Raw genomic sequence first — 25,189 nt, 5'->3', positions numbered from 1 at the left:
CCAGCACATTTGCAGCTTCAGAAAGAAAAATCCGTAAGCCGAGAGCCTATTTAGGAAGGTAGCCCTTTTCTTTAAGATCGGCCAGCAGGACCCGCTCGACGTAATGAGCCATTGGCCGTCCATCATCAGCGGATGCTTTTTCAAGAGCGTCGCGAACTTCCTGTGAAAGCCTGAGTGTAATTCCCGGCCCCTTCGGCGCCGATGCTTTTGGCATATATCCTCCGAGATGCTTATAGATGCTATAAGATGCTGACAGATGCTGTATAATGGCTACATCATCTCGCGGCGTTTCATCGTTTGCAAAGGAAGGCAATGTGCAGCACATCGTCAACCTCGAAGCAGAGCCCATCGATGCTCCGCTGGCTTCCATTGGTGAAGACAACCGATACGTGGCCTTCGATTTCCACATGCTAAACTCCGGCCTGGTCGAACTCCGCGCCGTTTACAACGATTACTCACCCGATACCGGCCGTTACGGCTACGAGGAGATCGACCGCAAGGTCGTCGATCCCGAGGACGCCATCGACTTCGCGGTTGACATGGAGCGCGACGCCGTCGGTTTCCTCGCCGAAATGAACATCGGCAGCCACGCCGACGGCCGTTTCGCCGAGGGTGTCGAAAATGCTCTCCGTCGCCTGATGTCGGCCTCCCTCACCGCCGCCGCCTGAACCATCGAACCCGGCACCGGGGAGTGGGTCAAGCACTCTCCCGGCTTTCGCCTGACACCGGAGTTCCCGCGATGACCCGCAAGGAACATGACATCATCTATCGCCTGGGCAGCGTCGGCGCAACAGCGAGGACAGGAGCACCAACGGTCCTGGAGGAGGCAACCTCTGGACCGGCGGGTATCGGCCCATCCGGACTGCCGCCCACAATCGCCAGTGCCATCTTCGAGATCACCGCCTGGGTAAGATTGCAATACAGTTCCCAACCCAATGCGGTTGCCGGCTACCGGTTGGCCGGCATCGACGCCGTCGTGACCGCAACAGGTCCCCTATACAGTGAAGCCGGAATGATTAAGGCGGGGAATGTGGAGGCGGCCGAACCGGGCGACCCTGGCGGCAGGAAGTCGTTGCGTCCAGCCTCCGGCTTCGACTTGGAGCGCGGCCCTGACACGTTGCATCGGCGCGTCCTGTACCGTATTGGTGTGCTGCCGATGGAGGACGCGCGGGCATTCGGGACTGAGCCAGGCCTTGCGCCCCGACGGATCGTCGCCGCACCCTTCAAGGCCACCGTGGCAACCTCCCCGTCGACACCGCGTGAGGACTCGGTCGATGGTGCCGCTGCGGAGACCCGGCTGGCGATGGTTGCCGATGCCGATGGCCACCCGCTGATCGGTGCCTGGACCCGGTTGGCCGTCGCCGAACTGACGGCCTTGCCGACGGCGGAGGCGCGCGAGTGTTGGCTTGCCTGCCACGGGGCGGAACTGCGACAGGTCCGGGAGGCCGATCCGGGACACGCCGCGGCCATCGAGCGCACGGCTGCTGCCGGGAAGCTCCGGCCGCCTTTGGCCCGTGCTGCACCCGACGACGGCCGCCTCGACCCCGGCGACGCAGACCGGCGATACATCAAGGCGGCTCGCGCTGAACTGGACCGACTCCTGAACCGGCTTCCCCCATAGCCTGCCGCGAACGTTGAGGCTGAAAGCCGGTATCGGGATCCCGCGACATGCCGGCTGACGACCGTGCTCTCCCGCCCTCACCGGGGCACTCGGCGGCGCTGGCCTTCGAAGCCCCCTTGATCGACCACTTGGCGCGCCGGCCAAGCCGGGCCCGGAATCAACTCGGGGTGATGGAAGCGACATCGGACGGCGCGGCCCGTACCGAAGCCCTGTCCGCCCACGAGGACACGGCCATGCAAGTGCCGTTGCTTGGCAAGGCGTCCGTCATCGGCGTCGACATCGCGGACAGTGAGGAGCGCCAACGGGCCAAAGCCCTGGTCATGCGCTTGATCGCCACCGGTCCGACGCGCCTGCCCGAGGCCGGCGACGTGTGGGCGGACCCGACGCCACTGGAGGCGATGTTCCCAACCGATCTCGGGCGCAGGCCTGAGGGAGGCTCTCGGTGGGGGCGGCCAATGGTTTCGGCAGGCTGGACAGGGCACCGACGCCGCCCCCCGCGGAGAAACCGTATTGGCAGAGTCAATCAAAGAGACTAGTATTCACAAAGATCACGAAGATGAGTACAAATAAATACGCCTATGTACGCCCGGCTAACCTCATGCATGACGTTCCAGAAAGTACTTTTCTGAGTTTTGTCATGATGCAGATCCTCAACTATGGTGGCGGGTCCTGCATGGAGATGACAATGAACGGCATCGACAGTACAGGCAGCTTCGATACATCCATCGGTTCTCCCATTGCCCGCGGGAACGGCGTCGCGCCGCCCGCGGGCCGGCGGGGTGAGAGGATCGCCGCGGTTTCGGAGCAAACCGTCCGTTCGGCTCATGAGGTCCGGGTCGCCGGAGAGGAGGCCATCGACACCGCCCGCACGGCACCCCGCGTCCCAGCCGCATGATCGACCGGCCGGTGCGGGATGTGCTGCGAACACACCCCGCTCCGGTCTTCCAACCGGAGTTCCCCACGTGCTCAACGCGATGAACACTCCCAGGTACCGCACACGCCCGTTCCTGTCCAGGCCGTGCCGCCCGCCCGGCGGCAGCCTCACGGGGACCGCCGCCGATCCTCCGGCCCTCAGTGTCGTCTACGTCCCCGTCGCACCCGGCAGCCGCTGGGACGAGGTCGCCGCTGACCTGCGCGCCGCAGGTTTCGATGTCCGCCCCGCTCCGATGCCCGCGGTTCGAAAGGCCCCTCCCCTGCCCGTGATCCTCCATTCCAGGGAGGGGTGACCCATGGTCCGACCCGACTTCGGCACGACCGTGCCGGCATCGGCAGGGTCCGGCCGCCAGGGGCAGGGAGAGCGACGCTGTCTCTCGTGCGGCCATCCGTTCGCCAGTACCGGCCCCGCCAACCGCATCTGCCGGAAATGCAAGGACCGCGACATGTGGAAATCCGGCGTCCGCGATTTCGTCGCCGACGGGACGTCCTGGCCGGAGGATTCGCCATGGCACATCGCCTGACTTGCGCGCAGCGCCGCCTCCTGGCCGACGGCGTGCGTGCCGGGCTGGTCGGCTGGCTGCTGACCTGCCCGGTCGCGGGCCGGCACTGTCTCGTGCTCCGGGCCCGCTCCACCACCATCCTCGGGTTCTCCTTCAGCCGGTTCGTGACCGCGGCCGCGAACCACTTCGGCCGGGACTACCACCCCCGCTCGCCGGGAGCGGCCGGCACCTTTCCCCTGTCCATCGAGGAGGCGTGCGCGCTGGCCAACGATGTCGAGTTGGAGCTGGCGACCGGCGACGAGATCCAGGCGGCGGCGCTGGTCGTGGCGCACGCGCCGTTCGCCCAGCCCGGGATCGGGGGACCGGACTGGCATCCCTACACCACCATGCTGGACCGGCTCGGCATCGACATCCTGGACGGCGATCCGGCCTGGAAGAACCGGGTCAGGGACCGCCTGCGCGCTTTCCGGCGGCATGTCGCCGCCGTTCACGCCGCCGCGGAGTGACGACGATGGAGAACATGTATCCCCTGCTGAACGTCGGCGGCAAGGCCCGGATGGGCTGCTACGCGGCGTTCCCCGGCACCGGCCCGCAGGGCGCCCGCTGTTCCGGCTGCGCCCACCGGTCTCCCGACGGGTCCCGCTTCGTCTGCGCGAAGTACAGGGCGCTGACCGGGCGCAAGGGCAGCCCGATCGATCCCGGCTCGCCGGCCTGCCGCTATTTCGCCGCCCGGCCGGCGTCCGGCGCCCGGCGATGAGTTCCCCACCGCGCGCCCGCCCGGATCCCGCGCGGCAGTCCCCGAACCGCACGGAGGTCACCATGCCGACCGACCACGCCGACATCTCCGCCCCGGCCGCTGCCGGACGTTTCGCCCGGGTGCCCGCACGGTGGCTCGAGGACCCCGGCGTCGGCGTCGACGAACTGGCGGTGCTGACAGTCCTCGCCGTGCATGCCGGCCCGGACGGCGTGTGCGTCGTGCGCCAGCGCACGCTGGCCGGCCTGCTCCGGCGCTCGCGCGAGTGGGTGTGCCGCGTGCTCGCCCGGCTGTGCGGGCCCGGCGGGCCGGTCGAGAAGGAGTACCGGGCCGACCGCGACGGCTGGAACCTGGCCTGCCGCTACCGCCTGCCCGACCTCGCCGCCTTGGAGGACGGTGCAGCCGATATCTCCGGCGAGCCGAGTCCCGGTCCCTCCACCGGCGGCGCGCGGGGTGCTGCGCGCGATGGCGGCCAGGACGCGGCCGTGGCGGACGATCCGCCACCGCCCGGGCCCCCGCCGGCGGAACCCGCGGCGCCTGAAGTGACCGGGCCGATTAAGCCCGCACCGGCGGCTGTGATCGTTCCGACACCAGCCGGTGTGACGGAGGACACACACCGGGAACAGACTCTCCTGAACAAGGATTCCTCCAGCGACGCCAACTTGCGGTGCGCGGGCTGTCACTGCCGGGAGCGGACACCGGGCAGCGTCACGGTGCCGAACGGCGGCGACGACCGGAACTGTCCGGTGCCGGCCGACTGGCAGCCGGGCGACGGCGACCTCACATGGCTGGCGGCGCACCGGCCCGACCTGGACGCCCGGTACATGACCGAGGTGTTCGTCTGCGGATCGCGGGCGCGGGGCCTGCGTTATGCCGATCCCTCGGCGGCGTGGCGCCGCTGGGCGCTGGCCGAGCGCGCGCCGGGCCGCCGTCCAGTCGCCTCGGCCGTGCCGCCCCGCGAAACCCGGGCGCCGCCGCTGCGGTCGGCGCCGCGCGGCTACTACGCGGAGCAGCGGGAGCGCAACGCTTCGCTCGGCCGCGAGGTGCTGGCCAGCATGATGGCGCGCCGGGGCGACGCCGTGGATGGCTGGATGGAGGGCTGACGCGGTGGGCGATGTGATCCCCCTTGCCCCTGGCACGGCGCCGGCCGGCGATGCCGGCGCACCACCGGCGGAGGACGTGGACGCGTTCGCCGCGCGGACCGCGCGGGAACCGTTCTGGCTCGACACCGTGGCGATCCCGGAGACGTTCCGGGAAGCACTCGGGGTGGCCGTGGCGGAGGCGCGCCGGGACCTGGAGCCGGGCCGCCCGGCCGAGATCGTGGATGCCCTGGTGACCCTGGCTGACCGCCACCGGCTCGATCTGCTGGACCGGCGCGCGCTGGAACTGGACGCCGAGGTCATGGCGGCGTGGCCGCGCGACCTGTGGATGCGGGCGTACCGGACGATCTGGGAGCGCTGGGCGTGGCGGCGGATGCCGACCGTCGGCGATTTCCGCGGCCCTCTCGGCGACGCGATCGAGCGGCGGCGCCGACGCTACGACCTGCTGACGACGCTGGACGCCAGGCTGCGCGCCCGGGCCGGACCAGGATCGCTGCCGGAGTGCATCGCGGCGCTGGAGCGGGCAGGACCGGGTGTGCGGCAGACCTGGTTTCGGGCGGCGCTGCGGCGCGATCCCGGCCTCACCCCCGCGGACCGCCACGACCTGAACCGCTGGGTGCCGGTCGTCGCCCGGCGCATTGCCGAGGTCGGGCTGTTCGGGTCTCCGGAAGCGTGACCGGGCATCGGCGTCAGTCCGGGCTATACCAATCCCCGGTCCCGCAGCACCCAGACCTAACCTATACGAAAGGACCCTTGGTCTCCGCGAGTTCCTCAAGCGGCGCCAGTCGCTTGTGCAACTCCCTGCCGGCTATCACGCTTTGATCGAGGGCACTGCTATAGTGAACCGCGCCGGGTTTACCGGAGGCCGGGTTGGTTGAGTCACGCCGCCATGGCGACGTCCTCGGTTTGAGCATAGTAGCGCGCTTCGGCCTCGGCGGGCGGGATATTGCCAATGGGCTCGAGCAGGCGCCGGTGGTTGAACCAGTCGACCCATTCCAGGGTGGCGAACTCGACGGCCTCCAGGGTGCGCCATGTGTCAGGCGTCATGGAAAACTGGGTTCTTCGTTCTTTTGTGTGCACAGCCTATGGAGGAAGTCCAGGGTATATTTTCACCTAAGCAGCTGCCATGACGCGGCTGCGTAGGAGATCGAAACTGGCGCGGCCGTACATGGTGCGCTTTACGACTTTCAGCCGGTTGATCTGGCCCTCCGGTGCTCCAGGGTAGCGTCAAGGCGGCGTGGACGGCTTCGACATCCTGACGGAGGCTCCGGGCAAAGCCTTTGAAGCCGCCTTCTTCGGCGGCGCTGATCCAGCCGTCGAGCTGGCCGGCCAGACCCTGCTTGATCATAGTCGAGAATGCCTTCGCCAGATCGACCGCCTGGGCGATCGGCGGCGACAGCTCAAGCAGCGCCGTCGTGAACCGGCGCTCCTCCGCATCCAGCTTGTCCGGTTCGCTCATCAGCATCCGCGCGGCTTTGCGCGTCGTGGGCGGCGGTGCCGGCTTCGCCGAGGACTTGGCGGGAGAAGTCCGTTTGGCAAGCTGATCCTCCCGGCGGCGCCGGGCGGCCCATTGCTTGACGACACCGTCCTGTCCGGCGAAGCCCCGATCGCGGATCTCCCGCCATAGCCCGGCGCCGTTGCGGTATCCGGCATCCCAGCGCGTCTCCAAGTAATCCCGGAACGGGTCGAGAATGCTCCGGCCCCGGTCGGCGTGGAGCCAGGTCGGAGCCCGCCCGGCGCGCAGCCAGCGCCGGACCGTCTTGCGCTCGACGCCGAGCATTCTGGCCACCGCCTTGATCGACATCCCCTGCGCGCGCAGCCGAACCGCTTCCTCGAAGCGGGCCTCTCGCCGGCCACGCGCCTCCAGTGACCGACGTTCAGCTTTGTTGGGAGACGACATCCCGACTCCATCCGCGCCATCGGCACAATTGTCGTTGGCGACCGTCTCGACCGGAGCCGACATTGCCGCGACGCGGGCGGCTTCGGTCAGATGACGGTGATGGTGATCGAGCACTCCGCGCAGAGCATCACCGCTGTTGCGCAGGAGATGCCACCGGTCCGCAACCTGAACGGCCCGAGGCGCTCCTTGACGAGCCCCGTCGGCATAGGCGCCGGCGCGGTCGCGCACGATGATCTCGACGCCGGGGTGGCGCCGCAGCCAAGCCGCCAGGGTCACCGCCTTGCGGTCAGGCAGCAGGTCGATGACGCGGCTCCGTTCCAGATCGCACAGGATCGTGCCGTAGCTCTGGCCTTTGCGCCAAGCCCAGTCATCGACGCCGAGAACACGGACTTCCGGCGCCGGATCGGGAACCGCCTCGCGGATGCGGCGCAGCAGCGTCGTGGCGCCGACGGGGATCGCCATCGTACCCGTCATGCGCGCTCCGGCATTGCCGCCCAGCGCCAGGGCGACGGCATAGTGCAGGGCACGCAGGCGATCAGTGTGGCGAGCCCTGGGGCGGGCAATCACCGCCAGACGCTCGGCGAACGTCTGTTAGCGGCAGGCGGCGTTGACGCAGCGGAAGCGGCGGATGCGCACCAGCAGAATGAGCGGACGTCCGAAACAGGGGACGTCGGCGAGACTGCGCCAGTAATGGCTGTGGTTCCGCGCCGACCGGGCGCCACATGCCGGACAGGCGGCGTCCACATGGTCCAGTTGCACCCGGAGCGTCATTCGGGGGCGGTGAGGATCGATCCGATCGATGATGTGGAGGCTTGGAAAGAACTCGGAAAAGTCGAGGGTAATCAACAGAAAACAGCGTCATTGTTGAGAGTGCCATCTTCATATAAGACGGCCAGTGCACCATGGCATCAGCCCCTGCTAGTTCGCTGGCTTAAGCCGTTGATACAACTCCAGGACGTGCACACAAAAGAACGAAGAACCCAGTTTCCCATGACGCCTGACAAACCCGAGGTGCCGGCGATCCGGCGGACGATGATCAGTGTCAGGTCGAGCAGGAAGCAGGCGAGCAGAACCGGCAGTCGGTTGTAGATGCTGTGGGCGAAGATCGCCTTGAGCCAACGGTACTGACCCTTGATCCGCGTCAGCAGATCGCCGGCGTTGTCGGCATCCTGGATATTGGCGGCATGGACGAGAACACCGAGCAGGAAGCCGGAGGTATCGACCGCGACGTGACGCATCGATCGCGGGGCTTCAACGATCCATCCCTTGATCCTCTTGGCCGCATCGTAGCCGCGCGGCCCCCCTTTTCCGTCGTCCTGACGGTTCGTGTATCGAGGATGGGCACCGCCGAGCTTGGCTCCCGCCCCTCCTCCCGCGGCAGTGTCAGCAGATGATGGCGCATGGTCTCCCAGACGCCGGCCTGCAGGAAAGCGCGGAAACTAGAGATACACCGTAGGCCATGGCGGAAAACTGGGCGGCGGCCGATGCCGCCACTGGCAGCCGGTCCGCACGACGTAGAACAGGCCGTCCAGTAACTGCCGCATGTCATCGTTCGAGGCCGCCCGCCCGGCTTCGCAGGCGGAATGAACGCCTCAAGCAGGCGATACTGGTCACAGCTCAAGGCTTGGCCGGAGCCAAAATCCCCAACCAGCGCGCGATCTTCGGGCGTCCACATCGGCAGCCTCCACCATCAGGATTGCCCTCGTGAACAGTCGTACCGCAACCCCATCGCCGACGCTCGCAGACCTGCGCCTTACTTTCGAAACGGGCAGTCAGCCATCTGCTTGGCCCAGCCCTGCTGGAGCGCCGCCGAAATACAGGTCGAGGGCTGCCAGGATTATCGGCGTTCGCCGTAGTCCGGTCACGGCGCTGATCCGGTCGATCGCTTCAACCGTTTCCGGCGTCAGCCACAGCTTCTTGGATACCCCCACCTTCAGCGTCGGCCGGTAATGGATGTCCCGGCCGGCGCTTCGTGCTTCGACCAGCATCGGAATCGCCTTTTCCACGATGGCCCCCGGCTGATCCTTTATCCGCTCCCAGCAGGCCGGCGAGATCCGCCCAAAATGGATACCGACATCTCTCTCGCCGCGTTGGGGCATTTCCGCTTATCTCCCCGGTCCTGAACTCGTCCATCAGCACGTGCTGCGCGAGAACGATGCTGATCTCACGCGGCGGCACCGGTATCCCCACCCAGCTGCACCTTCCCGCGATGCTCGGCCTTCGGTTTCCCAAGGCCGGGCAGGTAAACCCGACCCGCCGACGACCCGCCGGCCTTCGGCGCCGACCTGAGCCACTGCTCGATCAGCGCATCCTTGGCCTTCGCCAATGGCACCTTGAAAGCCACTTCCACCCCCTCGCGAAACAGACTACTGTTCCGCTGAAGTCTACCCCACGTTAGGGACACGCACCAGCAGCTGGGGACACCGAAATGGCATTGTCACGTTAACTCGGATTTGCCGTGCGAAGACGTCAGCGGTCGGTAAGTCGGCCTTTATGCCGTCATCCGGACGCAGGTTTCCTGCTTCCAGACCTCGAACGCGTTGGTACGGTAGGCGCGGTACTCGGCAGCACTCATAAGATGCCGACGGGGATGGCTGTGCTGGTGAATGGGACCGTGGGCGGACAGGAATTGCTGGGCCTGCCGGGGTGACTTGAACCGCTTCATCCGCCGTTCGCGCTGGCGGGTCAGCTGATGCGAGTTCTCGGCGCGATTGTTCAGGTAGCGGCTTTGCCGGTGTTCAACGTGTGGGATGACCTGGCGCTTGGCCGCGGCGTCGCTTTTCAGCTGATCGGTGACCACCACCCGCGGCACATAGCGCAAGCCCTCAGCAGCTTCTTGAAGAAGCGCTTGGCCGCCCTGGTGTTGCGCCGGCTCTGCACCAGCACGTCGGGCGCCACGCCGTCCTGATCGACGGCACGCCAGAGGTAGTGCTGGACGCCGTTGATCCGGATGAACACCTCATCCGAATGCCAGTGATCGCCCGGCCTTGGTCGGCGCCGCCGCAGTCGGTCGGCGAAAGTCCGGGCGAACTTCCGACACCAGCGCCGGATCGTTTCGTAGGAGACTACTACGCCCCGCTCCGCCAGCATCAGCTCGATGTCCCGGAAGCTGAGACAGAACGTGTGGTACAGCCAAACGGCGTGACTGATGATTTCGGCTGGGAAGCGGTGACGATGATGAGGATCAAGGACGCGTTTCATTCCGCCACCGTGCCCCACCCGAACATCAAATGCCACCTCAGTCCGTTAACGTGACGATGCCGGGTTAAGAGCCGGCGACGCACCTGTTGATGAGCCAAATCGCTGATGGCGCTCAGAGGACGGGAACCGTCAGCGCCCGTGCGGCTCGGTCAAGCAATGCCATCAGCTCATCCAGTTGATCGCGACCGGAATGAAGATCGAGCCGGCTGAGCATTACCGAGTCCGTCGAGGAGGCAATCTGGTCGGGGCCGAAGCCGCACTGCCGGCATGCCGCGACATCGGCAAGAACCTCGCACCTCAGCCGCTGGCTCCGCGGCTGCCATTTCATGGTCAACAGCGTCCGTGCCCTGCGGTCCGGCACGCTGTACCTGATCCGCAAATCGGCTCCTCCCGCCGCCGTGAAGTAGACCTCCAAATCATCCGACCGGGTATCGCAACACTCGCGCAGTTGACCAACGAACCCTCTGGCCCACGGATCAAGAACGTCAAGGAAACGCTCCTCATTGCGGTCAAAATCGTCAGGACTGATACTCATCCCCTCCGAGGACGGATGATTGCCGCCGTCTCGACCGCCTTCCGGCCTCAACCGTCCCGCGGACTCCGGATCTTCACCCCTGAGAAGTGCTTTCCGCAAAACCTCCTGAATGCGACCGGCTACAAGACTGGCCGGAATGGCTTCATATGGATAGGTTCTGTCGCTCTCATTGTTACAAACCGGAAGAAATTCCCGGATGAGCGTCGTTTCCGCAGCGGACACAGCCGCACGGATCTCCTCCGTGTTTCCAGCCGACAGGTCGGGGCTCGGAAGCACCCGCACATAGACGGCCGTAAACCGGGCAAGCGTCTCTTTGCCCAACCGGGAAAACGCCTGCCAGTTTTCGAGTGCGAAGCGCACCCGCTTGAACCCCGCCACCATACCGCGATCCCGCTCGATCGTCTCGGGGGCGCCCCGGCCGATCTGATCGATCAGGTCACCACTGAAGGTGGCCAGTACCCGCTCGAGCACGGTCGGCGGCAATGATACGTTGCGGCCGCGCATCGTGAAGGTACCAAGATGCTTGTCCCACCGGAACCGCGACACATCGCCGGAAAAGGGATTGTTTTTCCTCCCACGATACTTCCCGATATAGATCAGGCCCTCATCGAAGAACAAAGCATAGATGCCGGGACCCGCAAACGAGGCAGTATCATCAAGGTGCTTGAACCGGATAACCGAATCGAACGGCGAGGGGTTGCCGGGCCAGGGCTTCTTTTCTACCAGATCGAAGAGATCGGTCCAGGAATAGTTTTGTACCTGAAGCATATGTTTCCCCAGCTTGGACGCGGCCATCTTGGGTATCACGACGCATTACGGACACCATGGCTGAGAAATAGTTGAGTCGAAGTTAATGGCTTGACCAGGAACCGGGTCCTAGACTTCCTTCGAACGTCCGGGGTGGAGAGGCTCCGCCGATGGATCCAGGCTCGCTGTCGAAGTGGTTCAAGCGGCCCCCATTCATCCGGCCGGCGTGGCCGGGCGGGTGCACCGACAAGAAAGAGGATTGGCCGCTTCCGCCCGCCGGCAGGCTGGGACCATTGCGCCGCGCTCGATTGCCTCCTCGATCAGGGGATCAGCATCGCCCTCGCGGCATGGCGGTCCCGCGCCGTCAGCCGGACCGGAACGCCTGTGCAGCCGGCATTCGCTCTCAGCCACTCCAGTTCGGCATCCGCACCATCCTCCTGCAGGTCGCGGAACCATGTCCTGGCGCTGCCCGGGATCGATCCGTCGTTCCACCGGTATCCGCGCCGCTTCAGCGCATCCTTGGCGTCGAACGGGCTGCCGATCGCCCACACCCTTGAGGTCGGCGTCCGTGCCCGCGCCAGCAGGCTCGCCATCGCGAGCGTTCCCGTCACCGCCAGCGTCCGGCTCAGAACCTCGACGCCCGCCAGGCAGTCGACCTCGCCGCGGTGGGCCCCGGCGAAGATGAAGCCCATGCGGAAGGCGACATAATCGAGTTTCGCCGAGCCGATGCCTTCGGCCTTCCAGTCGATCTCGGCCGCCGTGCAGGCCCAGGGCTTCGCCGCGAAAGCCGGCAGCCGCGCCTCGAGCTTCGGGCGGTCGAAGGACGCGTTGTGCGAGACCACCAGGTTCGACGCGGCCAGCAGGTCCAGCACGGCCGCGTCGTCGATCCGCTGCCCGGCGACCATGTCCGTGGTGATGCCGGTCAGCGCGGTCACTTCCGCCGGCACTTCGGCGCCGCCGGCCGGCTGCTCCAGCCACGAACGGGCGGCCAGGATCCTGCCGAGCCTGCCGGTCGACGGGTCGTATTCCACCTGCACGGCCGCCAGTTCGATGATCTCGGCGTCGTGCTCGAGGCCGGTCGTCTCCGTGTCGATGTAGAGCAGCCGGCAGACCGTCGCATCCGGCGGCAGGTCGCCGTACCCGTCCGTCTGCCGGTAGACGTCGAAGACGCGGTAGCGGCCGGTGTCCTCCAGGGCGGCGGCCATTTCGGCCGGGGTCATGGCAGCGCTCCTCTCTGTGCCGGCTCACGGGCCGGATGCATCCGGCCGTCGTTCAACCAGCAACCAATACACGACCGAACATCGCATATGGAGCATGAATACTTGGTTGAACCCGCGCCGTCCAGGGCAAGCCGGCGGGGTCTGCGCCGAGCCGGCGCTCTCACGTCCCGTCCGGCTGTCCTGCGACGCCTGCCGCTCTCCCCTTGCCCACAGGCTTCCGTTCCCCGAATATCGGATTCGCCGTCCCCAGCGGAACGCCGCCGTCCCCGAGTCGCCCGCCGCACCTGACCGGTCAGCCATCCGGCCGGCTGGTCACGGGACATCGACACCAGGTTCCAACTGCCGTGCCGGCCCGGCCTGCTCCGGCCCGCCTATACGATCGATACCTCGCGGCGATCGGACGGCCGGCGGTAGGATGATCGGCCAGGACTCCGGGAAAGGATGCCGCATGCAGTTCCGACAGGGTGACGTGCTTCTTGAACGCGTCGATGCCGTGCCGGCGAACGCCATGCCAAAAAGGTCGCCGGCCGGGCGGCCGCTGCTCGTGGCACCCGGCCGCGGTGGAACCCGGTCGCACGTCCTGGCCCCGGGTTCCGATGTCGCCGCCTGGAGCCTCGCCGCCGTGCCGGACGAAACCCCGGATTATCTCGTGGTCGGGCTCCACGGCGCGCGCCTCGTCCACGAGGAGCACGCGCCCATCGATCTTCCGCAGGGAACCTACCGGGTCGTGCGTCAGCGCGAGTTCGACCCGGGCCTCGCTGCCGTCCGTCCCGTGCTGGACTGAACGGCCTTGGCACTCCTGATGGACGGCACCCGATCGGCGGCCGGAGCGCCTGACGACGCGGTTCGGCGCCTTTACGCGGCATGCCACCTGAAGCCTCCCGTCGTCGTGACCGCCCGCAACGCCGCCGAGTTCAGCGTGGTCTGCGCCGCCGCGACCGCGCGCACCGGTCCGCGGCGAAGCCTGGCGATCGTTCATCTGTTCGCGCTGTGCTTCATGTTCGCGGTCACGGCCGCCCTCGCGGCGACGGCTTTCTCCGGCCCGGAGGAGAGGATCGGCCATGTTCTCGATGGCGGCACTCTCCTGATGTCCCTGCCGATGCTGATCTTCATCGCCCTGATGCCGGTGCAGACCGAACACAGGAGGACCGAAGCGACGCCCGGCATCGCCTGGCGCCTTGCCGCCCTGCTCCTCTGCCTCGGTGCGACCGTGCCGCCGTCGCTCGCCTTCGTGCCGGGGCCGGTCACCGCGGCCCTGGCGGTCGCCGCCATGGCAAGCCAGGCGATCGTGATCGTGGTTCTCCTCGGCATCGTGCTCTGGCCGTGCTGGCGCCGTCGCGAGATCGCCGCCGATCTCGGCGCTCCGGTGCCGCTGCGCGGCGGCGAGCCGGTTCTCGGCATGGTGGAGCATCGGCTGGCCTCGGCCCTGGTCTCCGTCGACACTGCCGCTCCGCCGCCGCGGCGTGCCGGCCCGGAAGCGCTCGCCCCCACCAGGCGCGCGGAGGCCGCCCACCTCATCCAGCGCGAGGGAACCCGTGCCGCCGAGTTCTGGCACGATGTCCGCCCCGTGCTGGGTCGCGCCGTGGCCCGGTTCGGGCCGGGCTGGGAGGTCGCCCGGCTCGGCGTTGAGAACAGGGCGGAGGTCGAACTGCCCGAGGTCCTGAACGCCGCCGTCATGATCGACCGGACGGCGGACGCCCTGTGCGTGCTCGACGGCATCGCGGTGGTGCTTCCCGCCAATGCGCCGCTGACGTTCCCGACGGAGCACGGCGCGCCGGGGCCCGGCCGCCATGCCCGCGGCGCCGTGTTCGACTGGCTCGGATACCGGGGAGTCCTCGCGGTGGTCCTGCGTCTCCTGCCGGCCCGGGCCGGCGACCGGCTGCTCGCGCGCTACCTGACCCGGATACCCGATGCGCCCCGCCGCACGGGAGCCATCAAGGCCTTCGGGACGGCGCGGTTCTTCGAGGTGCTCCGCTCCCGCCCGGTGCAGCAGGACCGCTTCGGACGGCTCCACGTCCTCGGCCGGAGGGAGGACCCCAGCGTTTTCGTCGAGGTGGAGGATCCCGCCATTCTCCCGGACGGCTCCCGGCGGCGCTACTGGCTCGCCGTTCCGCCACACGTCGCGACGGCGCACGAGGCGGTCGCCGCGACGTTCGGGAGGACGGCGGGAGCCTACCATCCTGCCGTCGAAAGCTAGAACGCCGACGTCCCCCCGAGAACACCCGGGTCGGTCAGGTCGGCGGACGCCTGTCGGCAGCGTCAGGGGGCTTCTCCCGCGGCGGCGTCATCCGGCCGACGGGATGGAAAGCTGTCCCGAACCGCACCCGGGCCGATCAGCCCGCCGGCATCATGCCTGCGCATCACTTCCCGCCCGCACAAGGCTCGGGCCGCGGAGTTCACTCCTCCTCAAACAACATCCGGTGGATATCATCCTCCGTTATGTCGTCGGTGATCGTGTAGCAAGCCACCCGCGGTTCCCTGGCGGCCCGGAGGAGATCGGCGGGTGTCACCCGCACGCCGCCGGTCAGGCTGGTGTCGTCGGGATCGAGGATACAGCCCCGCCGTTCGCCGGCGGCCTTGATCCGCGCGCGACCGGAGCCGGCGGCGTCCTGCGGCCGCGTAAATTCCACGGCGGCGGTGGCGACGACTGGGCTCGGTCGGGTGAACTCCGCCTTATGCGCCGCGTCCCGCCGGTGCGCATGAGCAATGGTCCCGCCCGTTCCCTCCGGCGGTCCGTCCTCGTCCGCCCCCGGATCGGCCGCGGGGCCCGCCCGGGCCGGTTCCGTTCGCCGAACGTGATCCATCACGCGCTCCCCTTCCGAAGTTTCGCCGAGCTTATCGTCGGCGCCGCGTCAGAACCGGACGCGGCGATACCCCGCGGTCCAGGCAAAGAGCCGGGAACGACCCCTGCAGTCCGCCGGTCGACGATCACGTCACCGGCCCGGCCACGGCGACGCGGCCATCACGCCGTCTTCGGGTACGCCGCCCTGTCCGATGCGGAAGGGAGAGCAGCCGCGACCCACTCCGGCGACAGGACGGACCGACGGCACCCTGCGGCGTCGAGCCCTTCGCCGGGTTCGGCGTCACCGGCCGCCAGCCAGGTTCATCGCATCGAAGAACGCCGCCGGCTCCCGCGCCGGAAGAAGCAGGGGTGCCCTGCGGGAGAAGGGGCCGCGGGACTCCGCCGGCCATGCCCTGTGTCGGATGCACCGGGCGCCCGACGCTTCATGATCCGGGCGACGGCTCCAGCCCGGCTTCGCCGGGATCGGCGGCTTCGCCGCGCGCGGCCCGCCGGAGCTTCAAGTCGGCCCTCCTGCGCCGGAAGTGCGGCTCGTAGAGCTCGTATCGGCGCGGTGTCGGTCCGGGATCCGGCCACAGCTCGGCAAACGACCGGGCGGCGGGCCCGATCGTCGGCCAGCGCGCCTCGAAGTCCCGCGCCTCGGCCTCCGACGCGAAGCGAACGCTTAAGATCACGTCGTAGTGATCGAAAACGATCCCGGCGAGAGGCCCGAACGTCAGGTAATCGAACTCGGTGATGCCGACACGGGCCCCGGGATGGGTGTCCGCCATCCAGCGGTCGAATGCCTCGAGGCTTCGCGACCAGCCGAGCACGGCGAGGAAGACGTCGCTCCCGAGGCGGACGAGAGCATGATCGCGAAAGACATGGTGCATCGTCTTACCGGCCGACAGCCGGCTGCTGGGCAGGATCCTGCCTGTCAGGGCCGGCCGCCATCGGCCGCGCCACGGTTCCCTGCTTGGCCGAGCCATCCTCACCGGTGCGACCGCCGCTGTAAACATCGTTGTTCCTTCCGGCAAGTCGCGGAGATCCGATCGCGACATCATCGGTGCCGGTCCGCGAAACGCTTCGGGCGTTGAAGCGGGGGGCCCGGTCTTCCGGGAGCATCCGGCGTCGCGGGCCACCTGTCCCTGATCGACTCGGCCGCGGCACCGGTCGGGCGCCTGTCTCGCCGCCGGCCTGCGCCCTGGACCCACACCTGAACTCCGGTCCCGAACCCGGAAAGCGTCGGAACCGATCACGGCGCCCCTGTTCCTTGCCCGCCGGCCGGCAGGACCCGGCTCCGCCGCGACGAACCCGAGCGCCATGACCCTGGATCGGTGGAGGGTTTGCCCGGCGAGCCTGACAGGATCCGAGCGGCGGCCTGACCATTCCGGCTTCCGGGGCCTCCCGGGGGAACTCGGCGCCCGGACGGCCTCATCCGGCGGGTTTCCGCGCCTTCGCGTTGGCCGGCCCGTCAGTTTCTGACGGCTCGGCAGGCGATGATGGACCGGCCGAACCCGACCGTCGGGACAGGCCCACGGCGGTCCGCAGGGTGCCGGCCGGAACCTCCGGCACGCCTGCCGCCGAGTTTCCGGCAAAGGCACGGGCATCGACAGGAACCTCCGGCACGCCTGCCGCCGAGTTTCCGGCAAAGGCACGGGCATCGACAGGATCCGGCCGTCTGCAGGAACCCGGAGCCACCCTGGGGAATACCGCCATGCTGCTGGACCTGAAGGATCTTGGATTCCGGTGGTGGAGACCGGCCGCTGCCGATGACGATGGGCAAGCAGTTCCCCAGCCCGCGCTCGGCTTCGGCATCCCGCTGGCCGAACTGGGATGTCCCGTACCCGACCCGAATGAAGATCCGGCCGAAACCGCCAGGTTCGAGGACGCTGTGCGCAAGTGCTGGGCGGGGAAGTCATCCGACGATCGCCTGGTCATCCTGTCAGCCTTCGGCACCGCGCGCCCGATCGAACCCGTGGATGAGTATGCACCCTTGGACGATCCCGACCTCTACAGGGAGTTCGCCGCCCTGACCCCGACAGCCGAGGCGGTGCGCGCGTTCGCCGGCAGGAGAGGACGGCTGGCGTTCGACGAGTTGATCGTCGCCGTGGACGCCGGCGGCACCCCGATCGTTTCAGCCGAGGCGGACAGGGCTGTGGACGTGCGGGGAACCGGCCGCGGAGCGCTGGTCTACGGCGAGCCGGTGTCGCTTTGGCGGGACGAAGTTTTCGCGCTGCGCCTGTGCCTGGAAATCGATGCGGTCCTCCGCGCACGGGATGTCGGGGCCATGCGGCAGTTCGTCGAAATCGGAGGGGACACCTTCAGCTGGCTCCTGTCCGAGGAAGACCATCGGAGACTGCTGAGGGGGCCTGCGGACAAGACTGCCTTCCTCCTGCCGGAAACGCGGCGGCGACGGATTTTCGGCTCGAGCCGCGAGGTGCCGCCGGCAGCGCGCACGCACGGCAACGAGGTCAGGGCCCTGGAGCGCATGCTGCGCGGTCTCGTCCGGAGCGCGGTCTGCGCCCGCGTGCAGGATTGCGCACTGGGTCTCCAGCCGCGCTTCGAACCTGCCGCGCCGGTTCGGGGAGCGTCAGGAAGCCTCAGCCTGGAGTGCGGGTGTCTCCTGACGGCGATCTGGGCCCAGGCAGCCGCCGCCATGGCCCGGCGCCCCTGAAAGACGCACCGAAGCGGCCGGCCCGGCGATGCCGGCAGGCCCCGCGCTGCAATCGAGCGCAGACGCCCTGCATGACGAAGGCGCCTTGTCCCGAAACGGTGGGGACAGCAGCCTGAGGTTCGATGACGGACCGGCCGGCGGGGCTTGGCCCATGGGATAGCCGATGCGGCGGCGCGAGGTCGTCGTGCAACCCGACATCGGGGCCCTGGTGCCGGCGCGGACAGCAGCCTGTATTCGGGGATGCGGAGTTTGTAAGCCGGAAAGTTGTTCGGCGTGCGAAGTTGGGTCCTTCGTTCTTTTGTATGCACGTTTCATGGTTGAGTGATTGGATCAAGCCGGCGGTCTGCCGGGAGTGCTGCCATGGCGTGTCAGGCGTCTTATATGAGGAGAGCATTTTCGACAGCGACGCCGACTTTCATTGATCACCCTCGACCCTTTAGAGTTCTTACCAAGTCTCCACATCATCGATCGGATCGATCATCGAAATCCCCGCCTGACACTCCAAATCCAACTGAACCAGCGTCATCAGGAGGAACCCAGACCACGGCCTGGATCTCGCGCGCCATGACAGTATCGACCCGCGGCGGATCGCTGAACTCGACCGCGTACGCCTCGCCATTGCCGTGGATGTGGACTGTCGTCCCCTGCTGATCGAATACCCTGACGATCGACAGTTCGGGAACGGGTGCAGCCAGGGTCATGCCGGGATCCTCTGCAATGACTTTTTCAAGATCTCAACCTTTAGTTGAGGTATGTGTTCGCCTTCCTGCACCAACCGAGCCTCTGTCGCTCCGTCATAGTCGATGAAGGCAATGCCGGCCGACGCCGCAAGCTTCTCCAACCAGTCGCGGAAGGGTTCCAACGTGTGTCCGATCCACACGGCTTCGGGCGACGCATAGGACGCCGGTTTGGGGTAAAGTCCCTGTTGCCAGGCATCGATGCACAAGCCGCAACCCCAGCCGTTGTCGAACTCCTGCAGTGAAATGTCGGAGTCCCAGATGATGTCCCAGCACTCTCCACCACGCACGGCATAGATTTCGATTCCGCGGTGGTTGAGAGAGCATCGAAGGCAGTCCCAACCCTCGATACTGAATCTGACCTGGTTGGGATCGATGTCGGCGACCTTCAGCGGCAACCGAGTGCGTTCGAGCCAAGCCAGAAAGATTGCCGAGACATCGATCATCGCGATTTCCTCGATGCTGATGTCGTAAGCAGCTTGTGGCCTGAGAATCCAGTGATGGTCATTCATCATCATCCACGAAAGGTTCTGACGTGCTGACTCGAATCGAGTATCCCGCTGGAGTGCGACGCACCCGGTAATCCACTACTGCCTTGCCATCGACAAGGAATTCATCAGCCTGATGGAGAACTTCGTCGGCGAGCTGACACTGTTCATCGGCCGGCAAGGCGATGAACAGGACCACAAGAGATCGGTAATCTATATCCATCGGTTTATCACCTTTTGATGTTTCGTTAGATTCCCAGGCGTGAAGATGATTGCGACGTCATCGATCATTTCAGAACGATCAGGGTTGTCAAATTCATGGCCGAGAAGGCGTGCGTCGCGAGAATTCGACCCTGCCAGCGGTCTCGCGTTCCTCCACAGCGACAAGGCCACGATGAGGTCCGAGACGTAGACCAGCATTCACCCGGTCAAAGGGCCAGCCCTCCCGGCGATTTCTGCTCTGGCCTCCGATCCGGTGGCGCACCCGCGATGGGCCGACATGGAAAGGGCGGTCAATCCGGCATCCGTTTCCGCTTCCCTGACGCTCTCCCCGGCGGTGCACCGGAAAGAGCGGAGGCCGCCGAAGCCATGCCCCGGCATGGCTGGAACGATGCCGGAAGCGCCGATGTCATGAAGGCAAGTGCGGATTTCAGCCGCACGGAAGCTCGTGATATCCGGAGCGGCCGATTCCTGCCTCAGGCGGGATCACTGTCATCGGAGGCCTTCTTCCGTCGCCTCTCCATTTCCGCGATGCGGCGCAGAAGTTCCGGCCGGAACGGCACCAGCGCCGGCGGTGTCGGGCCGCGGTCGGGCCACAATGATGCATAGGGCCCGGCCGCGAGGCCACGCGTCGGCCAGAGCGCCTCAAATTTCAACGCTCCGTCTTCCGTCGGGAAGCGGATCCGGAGGATCACGTCATAATTGTCAAATACGATTTCTGCCAGCGGACCGAACGGCAGATAGTCGAATCGGGTCATCTCGACACCGGCTTCGGGATGAGCATCGGCAATCCAGTGGTTGAAAGCCTCCAGGCGTGCCGACCAACCGATGACGGCTAAAAGGATGTCGCACTCGCGGCGAACAACCGCATGATCGGGGAAGATGTGGTGCATTGCTTTTCCGGCCTGATGCCGGTGATCCGGTTGAACCCAGGATTCACGCTTCGACAGGAAAGCGCAGCACCGAGATAGCACGCTTTGCTCGAGAGCGGGAGCCCGGCGGCACGGACACTGCGTCAGATCCTGGCGCACCGTCGGTTGACGTCCGTAGCCTCCGTGGCAGCATGGACACCTGCGGCACCGAGAGGAGCCCTCCGATGCAACGACCGAGCCCCCTCGCCGCATCCGCGGCAGGACAGACGATCCACCCTGCCGGACCACGTTCCCGACAGCGATGCGGCGCGACCTCTTCCGGACGGCCGACCCGCCCTCATGCCGCAGCCCGGTCATCGAGCACGGAGGATCCCACACAGGCTGCCAACATCGCGCAAAGGCTCTCCGACACCATGAGCCGGACCATCGTCACCGCCGTGGTAACCGGCACCGGCAGCCGGTGCAGCCCCAGCATGGGCAGCGCCGCACAAGTCCGGCGGCTGCGCCCCGCCAGCACCCGACCTGCCGCGGATCCGGCGCGACCTGATATCCCTCTGCGCCACGGACCGTCTGCGTCACGGACCGTCTGCTCCGCGAGGCTCCGGGCTGGACTTGACCGCGCTCCGATACCTGCCACACTGCCGGCCGGGGCTGCCGCGGCCCCGGGTTCGCGAAACGTTTCGGACGTTTGAGCGGGGGACCCGGCTCGCCGGGGTGCATCCGGCGTCGCGGCCCGCCCGGCGGGATCGGGTCCCGCCGGGAGAATATTCCGAAACAACATCAGAGCGGAGTTGCCGTTTCCATGATCGAAAACGCATGCAGAATGTGTGGGCGCCTGCTGGATCAGCCGTCCGACCCACTCTCCCCCGACTGCGGCGGCGACTGCTGGGGGTGCATCGGCGAGATCGAGGCGGTCGGCGGATATAACCCCAGCCTGCGCGCGGTTCGGGCGGAGATCGCCGCGGGCATCCGCAAACCGATAGCCGACCTTCCTGACGACGGCGGCCTGGACGATGATGACTGGGACGACGGCTCGTGAGCTTTTTCACGCTTCACATCCGCCAGCGGGAGTGCAGCAACGAAAAAGAGCTCCGGTTCAGCCTCACCCGCAAAGGATACGCGGCACTCCTGGTCTGGATAGCCCGGGGCGACTGTGTCCCTTCCATGTCGACTGGACGTCCTTCAGCGAGTGCGAAACGTCCCACGACGTTGACGTAATGTTCTTTGTCGTCCGGAACAACGTCAGGGAAGCGGTCCGCCCCCTGAACAGTCTCGGCCTGAACATGAAAAGCCACGGCGAGGTCAGCTACGGTCAGATCGGCCCCGGCGAAACGCTTGCCATGCAGGAAGAGGCTGAGGACACGGAGCCTTGCGCGAACGATGGAGGCAGGATCGGCAGGACGACTCCCCATGTCGCCGCGAACGACGGCGGCGACATGGTCATCCGGTTCCGCCTGCCTCGGCAAGACAATGCGGCCTTGACGGCATGGCTGGCATCGCCGTCCCACCCGCCGGTGGAGTGGTGGACCGCCGGCAACCGAGCGACCGCCGGCGGCTTCGATGTGACGCTGCATGTCGGATCGGCGGACGGAACCGCCGTCCTGGAGGCGCTGGACGGCCTGGCCTTGAAGATGACGCCCCACTTCGATGTTGTGTTCGACCAGGTCCGGAGCGGCAAGGACGCCGATGAGGAAACCCGCGGTCCGTGAGACAGGCGGGCGGATCCCGCCGGGTATGGCGCGGCCCGGAGCAAACCGCCCGTTAACGTCCTGATAAACGCAGGGGATCTATGCTCGGTCTCTTCGCAGGAGGCTTCCCGCATGCCGGCCGATCTCTCGAACATGCTGTCCGTCGCGGTGTCCGCCCGCGCGCTCTTCGACCTGGAAGAGGATCACCTGTTCTTCGAACGCAACGGCGTCGACGCCTACCGCGCTTACCAGAAGGCGCGCTTCGACGCGCCTCCCGGGCCGGGGACGGCGTTCCCGCTGATCAAGGCCCTGCTCGGCCTCAACGCGACCATCGGGCGCGAGGTCGTGACCGTCACGCTGGTGTCGCGGAACTCGCCGGATCTCGGCCACCGGCTGACGCGCGCCGCCGCTTTCCACGGGATCGCCATCAGCCGCTGGGCGTTCACCAGCGGCGAATCCGTCGGCCGGTACCTGCGGGCCTTCCAGGCCGACATGTTCCTGTCCCGCGAGGCGGACGCCGTCGAGCAGGCGCTCGAGGCCGGAATCGCCGCGGGCGTGGTCTACCCGGCGGCCCGTGCCTACGAGGTGTCGGATGCGATCACCTTCGCCTTCGACGGCGACGCCGTGCTGTTCGACGGCGAGAGCGAGAGGATCTATCGGGAGCAGGGCCTCGAGGCGTTCCAGGCCAACGAGTCGCTGTTGGCCAGGACGCCCATGGGCGCCGGCCCGTTCGGCCGGCTGCTCAAAACGATCTCCAGCCTGCAGAAGCTGATCCCGGCGCACGATCCGCCGATCCGGGTAGCGCTGGTGACGGCGCGCAACGCGCCGGCCCATGAGCGGGTGCTGCACACGCTGGACGCCTGGGACGTCCGGGTCGACCAGATGTTCATGCTCGGCGGCCTCGAGAAGAGCTCCTTCCTGGCGGTCCTCAGGCCGCATATCTTCTTCGACGACCAGGACCATCACGCCGGCCCCGCCGCCGCTCACGTCCCCTCCGTGCGGGTGCCCTACCGCGCGGGCGCCTCGGCGCCGGATCTTGCAGGCGCCAAGATCCTGGGCGCGCCGGCTCCGGTGCCCCTGATTGCTGAAGCGGCCTCCCGTCCGGCATCCTGACCGGCCCCTTTTCCGCCGGTCGAAGTCCGCGGCAACAGGGCGGAAGCGGAGCACTCCGCTGAGCGGACGGTCAGGTCGACGACGCCGATATGATGGCGGACGCACGGGATCGCTCAGGCGGCGCGCACTACCTCACCTTGGGGTGGACCAGATCCATCCGGCTCACCCGCCCCCTGGCGAAGGTGTGGATCTCTACGTAGTTAAGGAAAAATTTGGCGACGTCCGGCGACGGCATGTTCTTGGGCGGCGAAAAGCCCCACTCGTCGCCACCGTTCAGGGTGCCGGAACTGTTCAGCACTGCACATGTTCACGAAGCCGACCGGCATTGATCCGGCCAATCCTCCGATGCCACCGAATACGAAGTTGGAGCCGTTTCGACCCTATCTGAAACGATGCATCAGGGAGTTTGAGGTCAGACGGGCAGCAAGAACGGCTGGAGCCAGGACGCCTGAGTGATCTCAATCGGGCATTTCAGACTCGTACTCGATCACCGCATGTGCGGCGGTAACTCGTAGACCATGCCCTTGAACCTGCGGTGCGGCACCAAGCCGGCCTCTTCGTAGATCGGTGTCGGGTCGGGGGAGTCGATGCCGATCCGCTGGGTGATCCAGACCATGGAGACGCCGTCGTCGGGGTCGCCCGGTTCGATCCAGGTCAGGGCCGCTCCGTTGCGGCGGAGTTCCTGGAGATAGCCGAGGGCCAGTTTGAGATCTCCCAGTGTCGTGAAGATCTTGATCCCTTCCTCGATGTCGTACCATAACTCGCCGCCCGGCACCCGTTTGAGAAACGCGTAGTCCCAATCGCCATTGGGCTCCCAAGTGCTGACGATCTTACCCCGGAGGCGAGGCTTCCAGCCCTCGCGTCGAATGCGTTCCCAATACTCCTTGTCATCGCTGTAGTAGATCGGCAGCTCGATGTCGAGGCCGGCGGCCCAGGCAATGGGGTTCGGGTCACCGTGGATGCTGATCGTCAGGGGGAAGAGTTCCGGATGGGCCAGGTAATCTCCGTTGGTACAGTCAAGAAAATACGGACTTTCCGGATTGCTCGGGTTGTCGGGCGTGTCGATGCCGTCAGTCATGGCGTTCTCCGATCCGCTGGGACGGAGATGGTCTCCCGCCTGTCACCGGGTATCAAGCCCAATCTGAATTACCAAACGGGCTCTCAGGACCTTCGAGGTCGGCCTCATACCCACTGGTTACAGCAAGCTGTACCAGGTCATCACTCGGGAGAAGAAGCAGGAGATTGGCACGATTGCAATAGAGGAACTGTGCCAGTTCATCGACCATCATGACCACCGGATCGTCCTGTCGCCAGGCCAGCGGGACATTGGGCACAGCACTTCGTCACGGTCGCGTCTCGTCCGGTTCTATAGGATGCTCGGCTTCATCGAGAACAAGGGTCGGAACAAGGATTTCACCCTCTCGGAGGGAATGTACCGGGAGCGTGGGCCAAATACCGGCTGAGGAGTTCCGTTATGGCCGATATCCGCCGCTACATCGATTCTGTCGACTGCTCCGCCATTCTCCTGAAGGGCATGCAGCATCTCGACGGTCTCGCCCTGAGCGTAACCCCTGGCCGCGTGCGGACCTTCGTCGTCCTTTACGATCCCTCCAAGACCCTGCCGGGCTGCATCCTCCCGCTCTGCACCATGATGCCGTTCAAGAAGGATCTCTCGATGGTCGGCAGTGTGCCGGCGACGCACGACTACAGTCCCCTGCTCTCAATCCTCATCCGCCCCCGTAATCCGCCGGGACGGCATCCATGAAGGCCCGGTCCTCGTCGTCGTGCGGGACTTCGGGAAACCGGCGGCGACTGGCGCCGCGCTTCCGCCGCGAACCCCGGAGCCCGCACATCCGGCGCCCCCGTTGTGACGGGACGCAGCCCCTGCTCCCTGAGGCGATTCCGGCCCGGCCGGATCGTGTAACGCTTCCCGTCCCTCCATCACGGCGATCCCTCGCAAACCGACACGCGGCCGGGCGTGCCGGACCGGTGCCGGACCGGTGCCGGACCGGTGCCGGATGATCGCGGTCCCGGCCGCGGCCGGCAAGGGGCTCCCCCCGCTTTCCGCCCGAGGCACCCCGCCCCTTACGTCAGATCCTGAC

At 66.7% G+C, this 25,189-nt stretch carries 31 protein-coding genes and 3 pseudogenes; 16 read left to right on the top strand and 18 right to left on the bottom strand.

The genetic code is table 11. The annotated features are described in order from the left end of the window. Positions 1-46: 46 nt before the first annotated feature. Complete coding sequence (locus IGS68_RS01000) at positions 47-214, bottom strand: hypothetical protein (protein ID WP_201076663.1); 168 nt, start codon at positions 212-214, stop codon at positions 47-49. A gap of 100 nt (positions 215-314) precedes the next feature. On the opposite strand from IGS68_RS01000, the gene IGS68_RS00995 reads away from it, so the two are divergent. The 9 genes from IGS68_RS00995 (at position 315) to IGS68_RS00955 (ending at position 5,587) form a co-directional block, all read left to right on the top strand. Then, positions 315-668, top strand: a complete 354-nt coding sequence (locus IGS68_RS00995) for a P-loop NTPase family protein (RefSeq protein ID WP_201076661.1) — start codon at positions 315-317, stop codon at positions 666-668. 71 nt (positions 669-739) lie between these two features. After that, the gene (locus tag IGS68_RS00990) at positions 740-1,621 is read left to right on the top strand and encodes a hypothetical protein (RefSeq protein ID WP_201076659.1); all 882 of its coding nucleotides are present in this window, start codon (positions 740-742) and stop codon (positions 1,619-1,621) included. A gap of 556 nt (positions 1,622-2,177) precedes the next feature. Continuing rightward, a complete protein-coding gene (locus tag IGS68_RS00985; protein WP_201076657.1) occupies positions 2,178-2,516 on the top strand; it encodes a hypothetical protein in 339 nt (112 codons plus the stop codon). A 67-nt stretch (positions 2,517-2,583) separates the two neighbouring features. Continuing rightward, positions 2,584-2,847 (top strand): hypothetical protein, encoded by a 264-nt coding sequence (locus IGS68_RS00980; RefSeq protein ID WP_201076655.1) that lies wholly within the window; start codon positions 2,584-2,586, stop codon positions 2,845-2,847. A 3-nt stretch (positions 2,848-2,850) separates the two neighbouring features. Then, positions 2,851-3,078, top strand: a complete 228-nt coding sequence (locus IGS68_RS00975; protein ID WP_201076653.1) for a hypothetical protein — start codon at positions 2,851-2,853, stop codon at positions 3,076-3,078. Continuing rightward, positions 3,063-3,563, top strand: a complete 501-nt coding sequence (locus IGS68_RS00970; RefSeq protein ID WP_201076652.1) for a hypothetical protein — start codon at positions 3,063-3,065, stop codon at positions 3,561-3,563. The genes IGS68_RS00975 and IGS68_RS00970 overlap by 16 nt, the downstream gene beginning before the upstream one ends. Positions 3,564-3,568: 5 nt before the next feature. Beyond that, positions 3,569-3,814 carry a hypothetical protein gene (locus IGS68_RS00965; RefSeq protein WP_201076651.1) on the top strand — a complete coding sequence of 82 codons (246 nt, stop codon included), beginning with the start codon at positions 3,569-3,571 and terminating at the stop codon, positions 3,812-3,814. 62 nt (positions 3,815-3,876) lie between these two features. Continuing rightward, on the top strand, positions 3,877-4,914 hold the full coding sequence (locus tag IGS68_RS00960; protein WP_201076650.1) for a hypothetical protein: 1,038 nt from the start codon (positions 3,877-3,879) through the stop codon (positions 4,912-4,914). Positions 4,915-4,918: 4 nt separating this feature from the next. After that, positions 4,919-5,587, top strand: coding sequence for a hypothetical protein (locus tag IGS68_RS00955; RefSeq protein WP_201076649.1), 669 nt, complete (start codon positions 4,919-4,921; stop codon positions 5,585-5,587). Between the two features lie 203 nt (positions 5,588-5,790). Here the strand turns inward: IGS68_RS00955 and IGS68_RS00950 are convergent. From IGS68_RS00950 to IGS68_RS00910, 9 genes and pseudogenes are all read right to left on the bottom strand, one after another. Beyond that, positions 5,791-5,943, bottom strand: a pseudogene (locus tag IGS68_RS00950) (IS3 family transposase); the annotation flags it as partial. 81 nt (positions 5,944-6,024) lie between these two features. Then, positions 6,025-7,660, bottom strand: a pseudogene (locus IGS68_RS00945) (ISL3 family transposase). 59 nt (positions 7,661-7,719) lie between these two features. Continuing rightward, complete coding sequence (locus IGS68_RS00940) at positions 7,720-8,070, bottom strand: hypothetical protein (protein ID WP_371821897.1); 351 nt, start codon at positions 8,068-8,070, stop codon at positions 7,720-7,722. Positions 8,071-8,250: 180 nt separating this feature from the next. Beyond that, the gene (locus tag IGS68_RS00935) at positions 8,251-8,355 is read right to left on the bottom strand and encodes a transposase (RefSeq protein ID WP_201076647.1); all 105 of its coding nucleotides are present in this window, start codon (positions 8,353-8,355) and stop codon (positions 8,251-8,253) included. A gap of 228 nt (positions 8,356-8,583) precedes the next feature. Then, positions 8,584-8,910, bottom strand: a complete 327-nt coding sequence (locus tag IGS68_RS00930) for a hypothetical protein (RefSeq protein WP_201076645.1) — start codon at positions 8,908-8,910, stop codon at positions 8,584-8,586. Positions 8,911-8,975: 65 nt separating this feature from the next. Next, the gene (locus IGS68_RS00925; protein ID WP_201076643.1) at positions 8,976-9,155 is read right to left on the bottom strand and encodes a hypothetical protein; all 180 of its coding nucleotides are present in this window, start codon (positions 9,153-9,155) and stop codon (positions 8,976-8,978) included. 147 nt (positions 9,156-9,302) lie between these two features. Next, positions 9,303-9,943, bottom strand: a pseudogene (locus tag IGS68_RS00920) (IS6 family transposase). Positions 9,944-10,124: 181 nt separating this feature from the next. Next, complete coding sequence (locus IGS68_RS00915; RefSeq protein WP_201076641.1) at positions 10,125-11,342, bottom strand: hypothetical protein; 1,218 nt, start codon at positions 11,340-11,342, stop codon at positions 10,125-10,127. A gap of 272 nt (positions 11,343-11,614) precedes the next feature. Beyond that, positions 11,615-12,514: a 3'-5' exonuclease gene (locus IGS68_RS00910; protein WP_201076640.1), complete on the bottom strand. Its 900-nt coding sequence runs from the start codon at positions 12,512-12,514 to the stop codon at positions 11,615-11,617. Positions 12,515-12,962: 448 nt separating this feature from the next. Between IGS68_RS00910 and IGS68_RS00905 the strand changes: the two genes are divergently transcribed. Both IGS68_RS00905 and IGS68_RS00900 read left to right on the top strand, forming a co-directional pair. After that, complete coding sequence (locus IGS68_RS00905) at positions 12,963-13,298, top strand: hypothetical protein (RefSeq protein ID WP_201076639.1); 336 nt, start codon at positions 12,963-12,965, stop codon at positions 13,296-13,298. Between the two features lie 6 nt (positions 13,299-13,304). Then, the gene (locus IGS68_RS00900; RefSeq protein WP_201076637.1) at positions 13,305-14,711 is read left to right on the top strand and encodes a DUF6745 domain-containing protein; all 1,407 of its coding nucleotides are present in this window, start codon (positions 13,305-13,307) and stop codon (positions 14,709-14,711) included. 199 nt (positions 14,712-14,910) lie between these two features. On the opposite strand, the gene IGS68_RS00895 is transcribed toward IGS68_RS00900, so the two are convergent. Together IGS68_RS00895 and IGS68_RS00890 are read right to left on the bottom strand one after the other, a co-directional pair. Beyond that, on the bottom strand, positions 14,911-15,318 hold the full coding sequence (locus IGS68_RS00895) for a hypothetical protein (protein ID WP_201076635.1): 408 nt from the start codon (positions 15,316-15,318) through the stop codon (positions 14,911-14,913). A gap of 421 nt (positions 15,319-15,739) precedes the next feature. After that, positions 15,740-16,186 (bottom strand): hypothetical protein, encoded by a 447-nt coding sequence (locus IGS68_RS00890; RefSeq protein WP_201076633.1) that lies wholly within the window; start codon positions 16,184-16,186, stop codon positions 15,740-15,742. Between the two features lie 824 nt (positions 16,187-17,010). Between IGS68_RS00890 and IGS68_RS00885 the strand changes: the two genes are divergently transcribed. Next, complete coding sequence (locus IGS68_RS00885) at positions 17,011-17,970, top strand: hypothetical protein (RefSeq protein ID WP_201076631.1); 960 nt, start codon at positions 17,011-17,013, stop codon at positions 17,968-17,970. A gap of 461 nt (positions 17,971-18,431) precedes the next feature. Here IGS68_RS00885 and IGS68_RS00880 read toward each other — a convergent pair whose 3' ends face one another. The 4 genes from IGS68_RS00880 to IGS68_RS00865 form a co-directional block, all read right to left on the bottom strand. Then, a complete protein-coding gene (locus IGS68_RS00880) occupies positions 18,432-18,671 on the bottom strand; it encodes a hypothetical protein (RefSeq protein WP_201076629.1) in 240 nt (79 codons plus the stop codon). Next, positions 18,668-19,225 (bottom strand): hypothetical protein, encoded by a 558-nt coding sequence (locus IGS68_RS00875; protein ID WP_201076627.1) that lies wholly within the window; start codon positions 19,223-19,225, stop codon positions 18,668-18,670. Before IGS68_RS00875 ends, IGS68_RS00880 begins: the two co-directional genes overlap by 4 nt. Beyond that, complete coding sequence (locus tag IGS68_RS00870; RefSeq protein WP_201076624.1) at positions 19,212-19,418, bottom strand: hypothetical protein; 207 nt, start codon at positions 19,416-19,418, stop codon at positions 19,212-19,214. Before IGS68_RS00870 ends, IGS68_RS00875 begins: the two co-directional genes overlap by 14 nt. Positions 19,419-19,890: 472 nt before the next feature. After that, the gene (locus IGS68_RS00865) at positions 19,891-20,307 is read right to left on the bottom strand and encodes a hypothetical protein (RefSeq protein WP_201076623.1); all 417 of its coding nucleotides are present in this window, start codon (positions 20,305-20,307) and stop codon (positions 19,891-19,893) included. A 781-nt stretch (positions 20,308-21,088) separates the two neighbouring features. Between IGS68_RS00865 and IGS68_RS00860 the strand changes: the two genes are divergently transcribed. The 3 genes from IGS68_RS00860 to IGS68_RS00850 all read left to right on the top strand — a co-directional run bounded on the left by IGS68_RS00860 (position 21,089) and on the right by IGS68_RS00850 (position 23,087). Continuing rightward, on the top strand, positions 21,089-21,325 hold the full coding sequence (locus IGS68_RS00860; protein WP_201076622.1) for a hypothetical protein: 237 nt from the start codon (positions 21,089-21,091) through the stop codon (positions 21,323-21,325). A 178-nt stretch (positions 21,326-21,503) separates the two neighbouring features. After that, positions 21,504-21,995 carry a hypothetical protein gene (locus IGS68_RS00855; RefSeq protein ID WP_201076621.1) on the top strand — a complete coding sequence of 164 codons (492 nt, stop codon included), beginning with the start codon at positions 21,504-21,506 and terminating at the stop codon, positions 21,993-21,995. 111 nt (positions 21,996-22,106) lie between these two features. Beyond that, positions 22,107-23,087, top strand: a complete 981-nt coding sequence (locus IGS68_RS00850) for a 5'-nucleotidase (protein WP_201076620.1) — start codon at positions 22,107-22,109, stop codon at positions 23,085-23,087. Positions 23,088-23,574: 487 nt separating this feature from the next. Here the strand turns inward: IGS68_RS00850 and IGS68_RS00845 are convergent, their stop codons facing one another. Beyond that, positions 23,575-24,165 (bottom strand): hypothetical protein, encoded by a 591-nt coding sequence (locus IGS68_RS00845; protein WP_201076619.1) that lies wholly within the window; start codon positions 24,163-24,165, stop codon positions 23,575-23,577. Between the two features lie 396 nt (positions 24,166-24,561). On the opposite strand from IGS68_RS00845, the gene IGS68_RS00840 reads away from it, so the two are divergent. Beyond that, the gene (locus IGS68_RS00840; RefSeq protein WP_201076618.1) at positions 24,562-24,852 is read left to right on the top strand and encodes a hypothetical protein; all 291 of its coding nucleotides are present in this window, start codon (positions 24,562-24,564) and stop codon (positions 24,850-24,852) included. Here IGS68_RS00840 and IGS68_RS00835 read toward each other — a convergent pair. Then, on the bottom strand, positions 24,792-24,938 hold the full coding sequence (locus IGS68_RS00835) for a hypothetical protein (RefSeq protein ID WP_247881117.1): 147 nt from the start codon (positions 24,936-24,938) through the stop codon (positions 24,792-24,794). The genes IGS68_RS00840 and IGS68_RS00835 overlap by 61 nt on opposite strands. Positions 24,939-25,189: the final 251 nt, after the last annotated feature.

The organism is Skermanella sp. TT6 (assembly GCF_016653635.2).
GTDB lineage: Bacteria > Pseudomonadota > Alphaproteobacteria > Azospirillales > Azospirillaceae > Skermanella > Skermanella cutis.
The sequence above is the reverse complement of the archived record's forward strand: the minus strand, read 5'-3'. Positions and strand labels throughout refer to the sequence as shown.

What these genes read in the sequence shown, in the direction of transcription:
- IGS68_RS00855 (WP_201076621.1), top strand. Translation starts at nt 21,504, where the DNA reads ATGTTCTTTGTCGTCCGGAACAACGTCAGGGAAGCGGTCCGCCCCCTG.
- IGS68_RS00910 (WP_201076640.1), bottom strand. Translation starts at nt 12,514, where the DNA reads ATGACCCCGGCCGAAATGGCCGCCGCCCTGGAGGACACCGGCCGCTAC.
- IGS68_RS00975 (WP_201076653.1), top strand. Translation starts at nt 2,851, where the DNA reads ATGGTCCGACCCGACTTCGGCACGACCGTGCCGGCATCGGCAGGGTCC.
- IGS68_RS00935 (WP_201076647.1), bottom strand. Translation starts at nt 8,355, where the DNA reads ATGCGGCAGTTACTGGACGGCCTGTTCTACGTCGTGCGGACCGGCTGC.
- IGS68_RS00965 (WP_201076651.1), top strand. Translation starts at nt 3,569, where the DNA reads ATGGAGAACATGTATCCCCTGCTGAACGTCGGCGGCAAGGCCCGGATG.
- IGS68_RS00875 (WP_201076627.1), bottom strand. Translation starts at nt 19,225, where the DNA reads ATGATGATGAATGACCATCACTGGATTCTCAGGCCACAAGCTGCTTAC.
- IGS68_RS00865 (WP_201076623.1), bottom strand. Translation starts at nt 20,307, where the DNA reads ATGCACCACATCTTCCCCGATCATGCGGTTGTTCGCCGCGAGTGCGAC.
- IGS68_RS00990 (WP_201076659.1), top strand. Translation starts at nt 740, where the DNA reads ATGACCCGCAAGGAACATGACATCATCTATCGCCTGGGCAGCGTCGGC.
- IGS68_RS00890 (WP_201076633.1), bottom strand. Translation starts at nt 16,186, where the DNA reads ATGCACCATGTCTTTCGCGATCATGCTCTCGTCCGCCTCGGGAGCGAC.
- IGS68_RS00880 (WP_201076629.1), bottom strand. Translation starts at nt 18,671, where the DNA reads ATGACCCTGGCTGCACCCGTTCCCGAACTGTCGATCGTCAGGGTATTC.
- IGS68_RS00895 (WP_201076635.1), bottom strand. Translation starts at nt 15,318, where the DNA reads ATGGATCACGTTCGGCGAACGGAACCGGCCCGGGCGGGCCCCGCGGCC.
- IGS68_RS00860 (WP_201076622.1), top strand. Translation starts at nt 21,089, where the DNA reads ATGATCGAAAACGCATGCAGAATGTGTGGGCGCCTGCTGGATCAGCCG.
- IGS68_RS00915 (WP_201076641.1), bottom strand. Translation starts at nt 11,342, where the DNA reads ATGGCCGCGTCCAAGCTGGGGAAACATATGCTTCAGGTACAAAACTAT.
- IGS68_RS00905 (WP_201076639.1), top strand. Translation starts at nt 12,963, where the DNA reads ATGCAGTTCCGACAGGGTGACGTGCTTCTTGAACGCGTCGATGCCGTG.
- IGS68_RS00885 (WP_201076631.1), top strand. Translation starts at nt 17,011, where the DNA reads ATGCTGCTGGACCTGAAGGATCTTGGATTCCGGTGGTGGAGACCGGCC.
- IGS68_RS01000 (WP_201076663.1), bottom strand. Translation starts at nt 214, where the DNA reads ATGCCAAAAGCATCGGCGCCGAAGGGGCCGGGAATTACACTCAGGCTT.
- IGS68_RS00960 (WP_201076650.1), top strand. Translation starts at nt 3,877, where the DNA reads ATGCCGACCGACCACGCCGACATCTCCGCCCCGGCCGCTGCCGGACGT.
- IGS68_RS00850 (WP_201076620.1), top strand. Translation starts at nt 22,107, where the DNA reads ATGCCGGCCGATCTCTCGAACATGCTGTCCGTCGCGGTGTCCGCCCGC.
- IGS68_RS00870 (WP_201076624.1), bottom strand. Translation starts at nt 19,418, where the DNA reads ATGGATATAGATTACCGATCTCTTGTGGTCCTGTTCATCGCCTTGCCG.
- IGS68_RS00985 (WP_201076657.1), top strand. Translation starts at nt 2,178, where the DNA reads ATGAGTACAAATAAATACGCCTATGTACGCCCGGCTAACCTCATGCAT.
- IGS68_RS00970 (WP_201076652.1), top strand. Translation starts at nt 3,063, where the DNA reads ATGGCACATCGCCTGACTTGCGCGCAGCGCCGCCTCCTGGCCGACGGC.
- IGS68_RS00840 (WP_201076618.1), top strand. Translation starts at nt 24,562, where the DNA reads ATGGCCGATATCCGCCGCTACATCGATTCTGTCGACTGCTCCGCCATT.
- IGS68_RS00930 (WP_201076645.1), bottom strand. Translation starts at nt 8,910, where the DNA reads ATGCCCCAACGCGGCGAGAGAGATGTCGGTATCCATTTTGGGCGGATC.
- IGS68_RS00845 (WP_201076619.1), bottom strand. Translation starts at nt 24,165, where the DNA reads ATGACTGACGGCATCGACACGCCCGACAACCCGAGCAATCCGGAAAGT.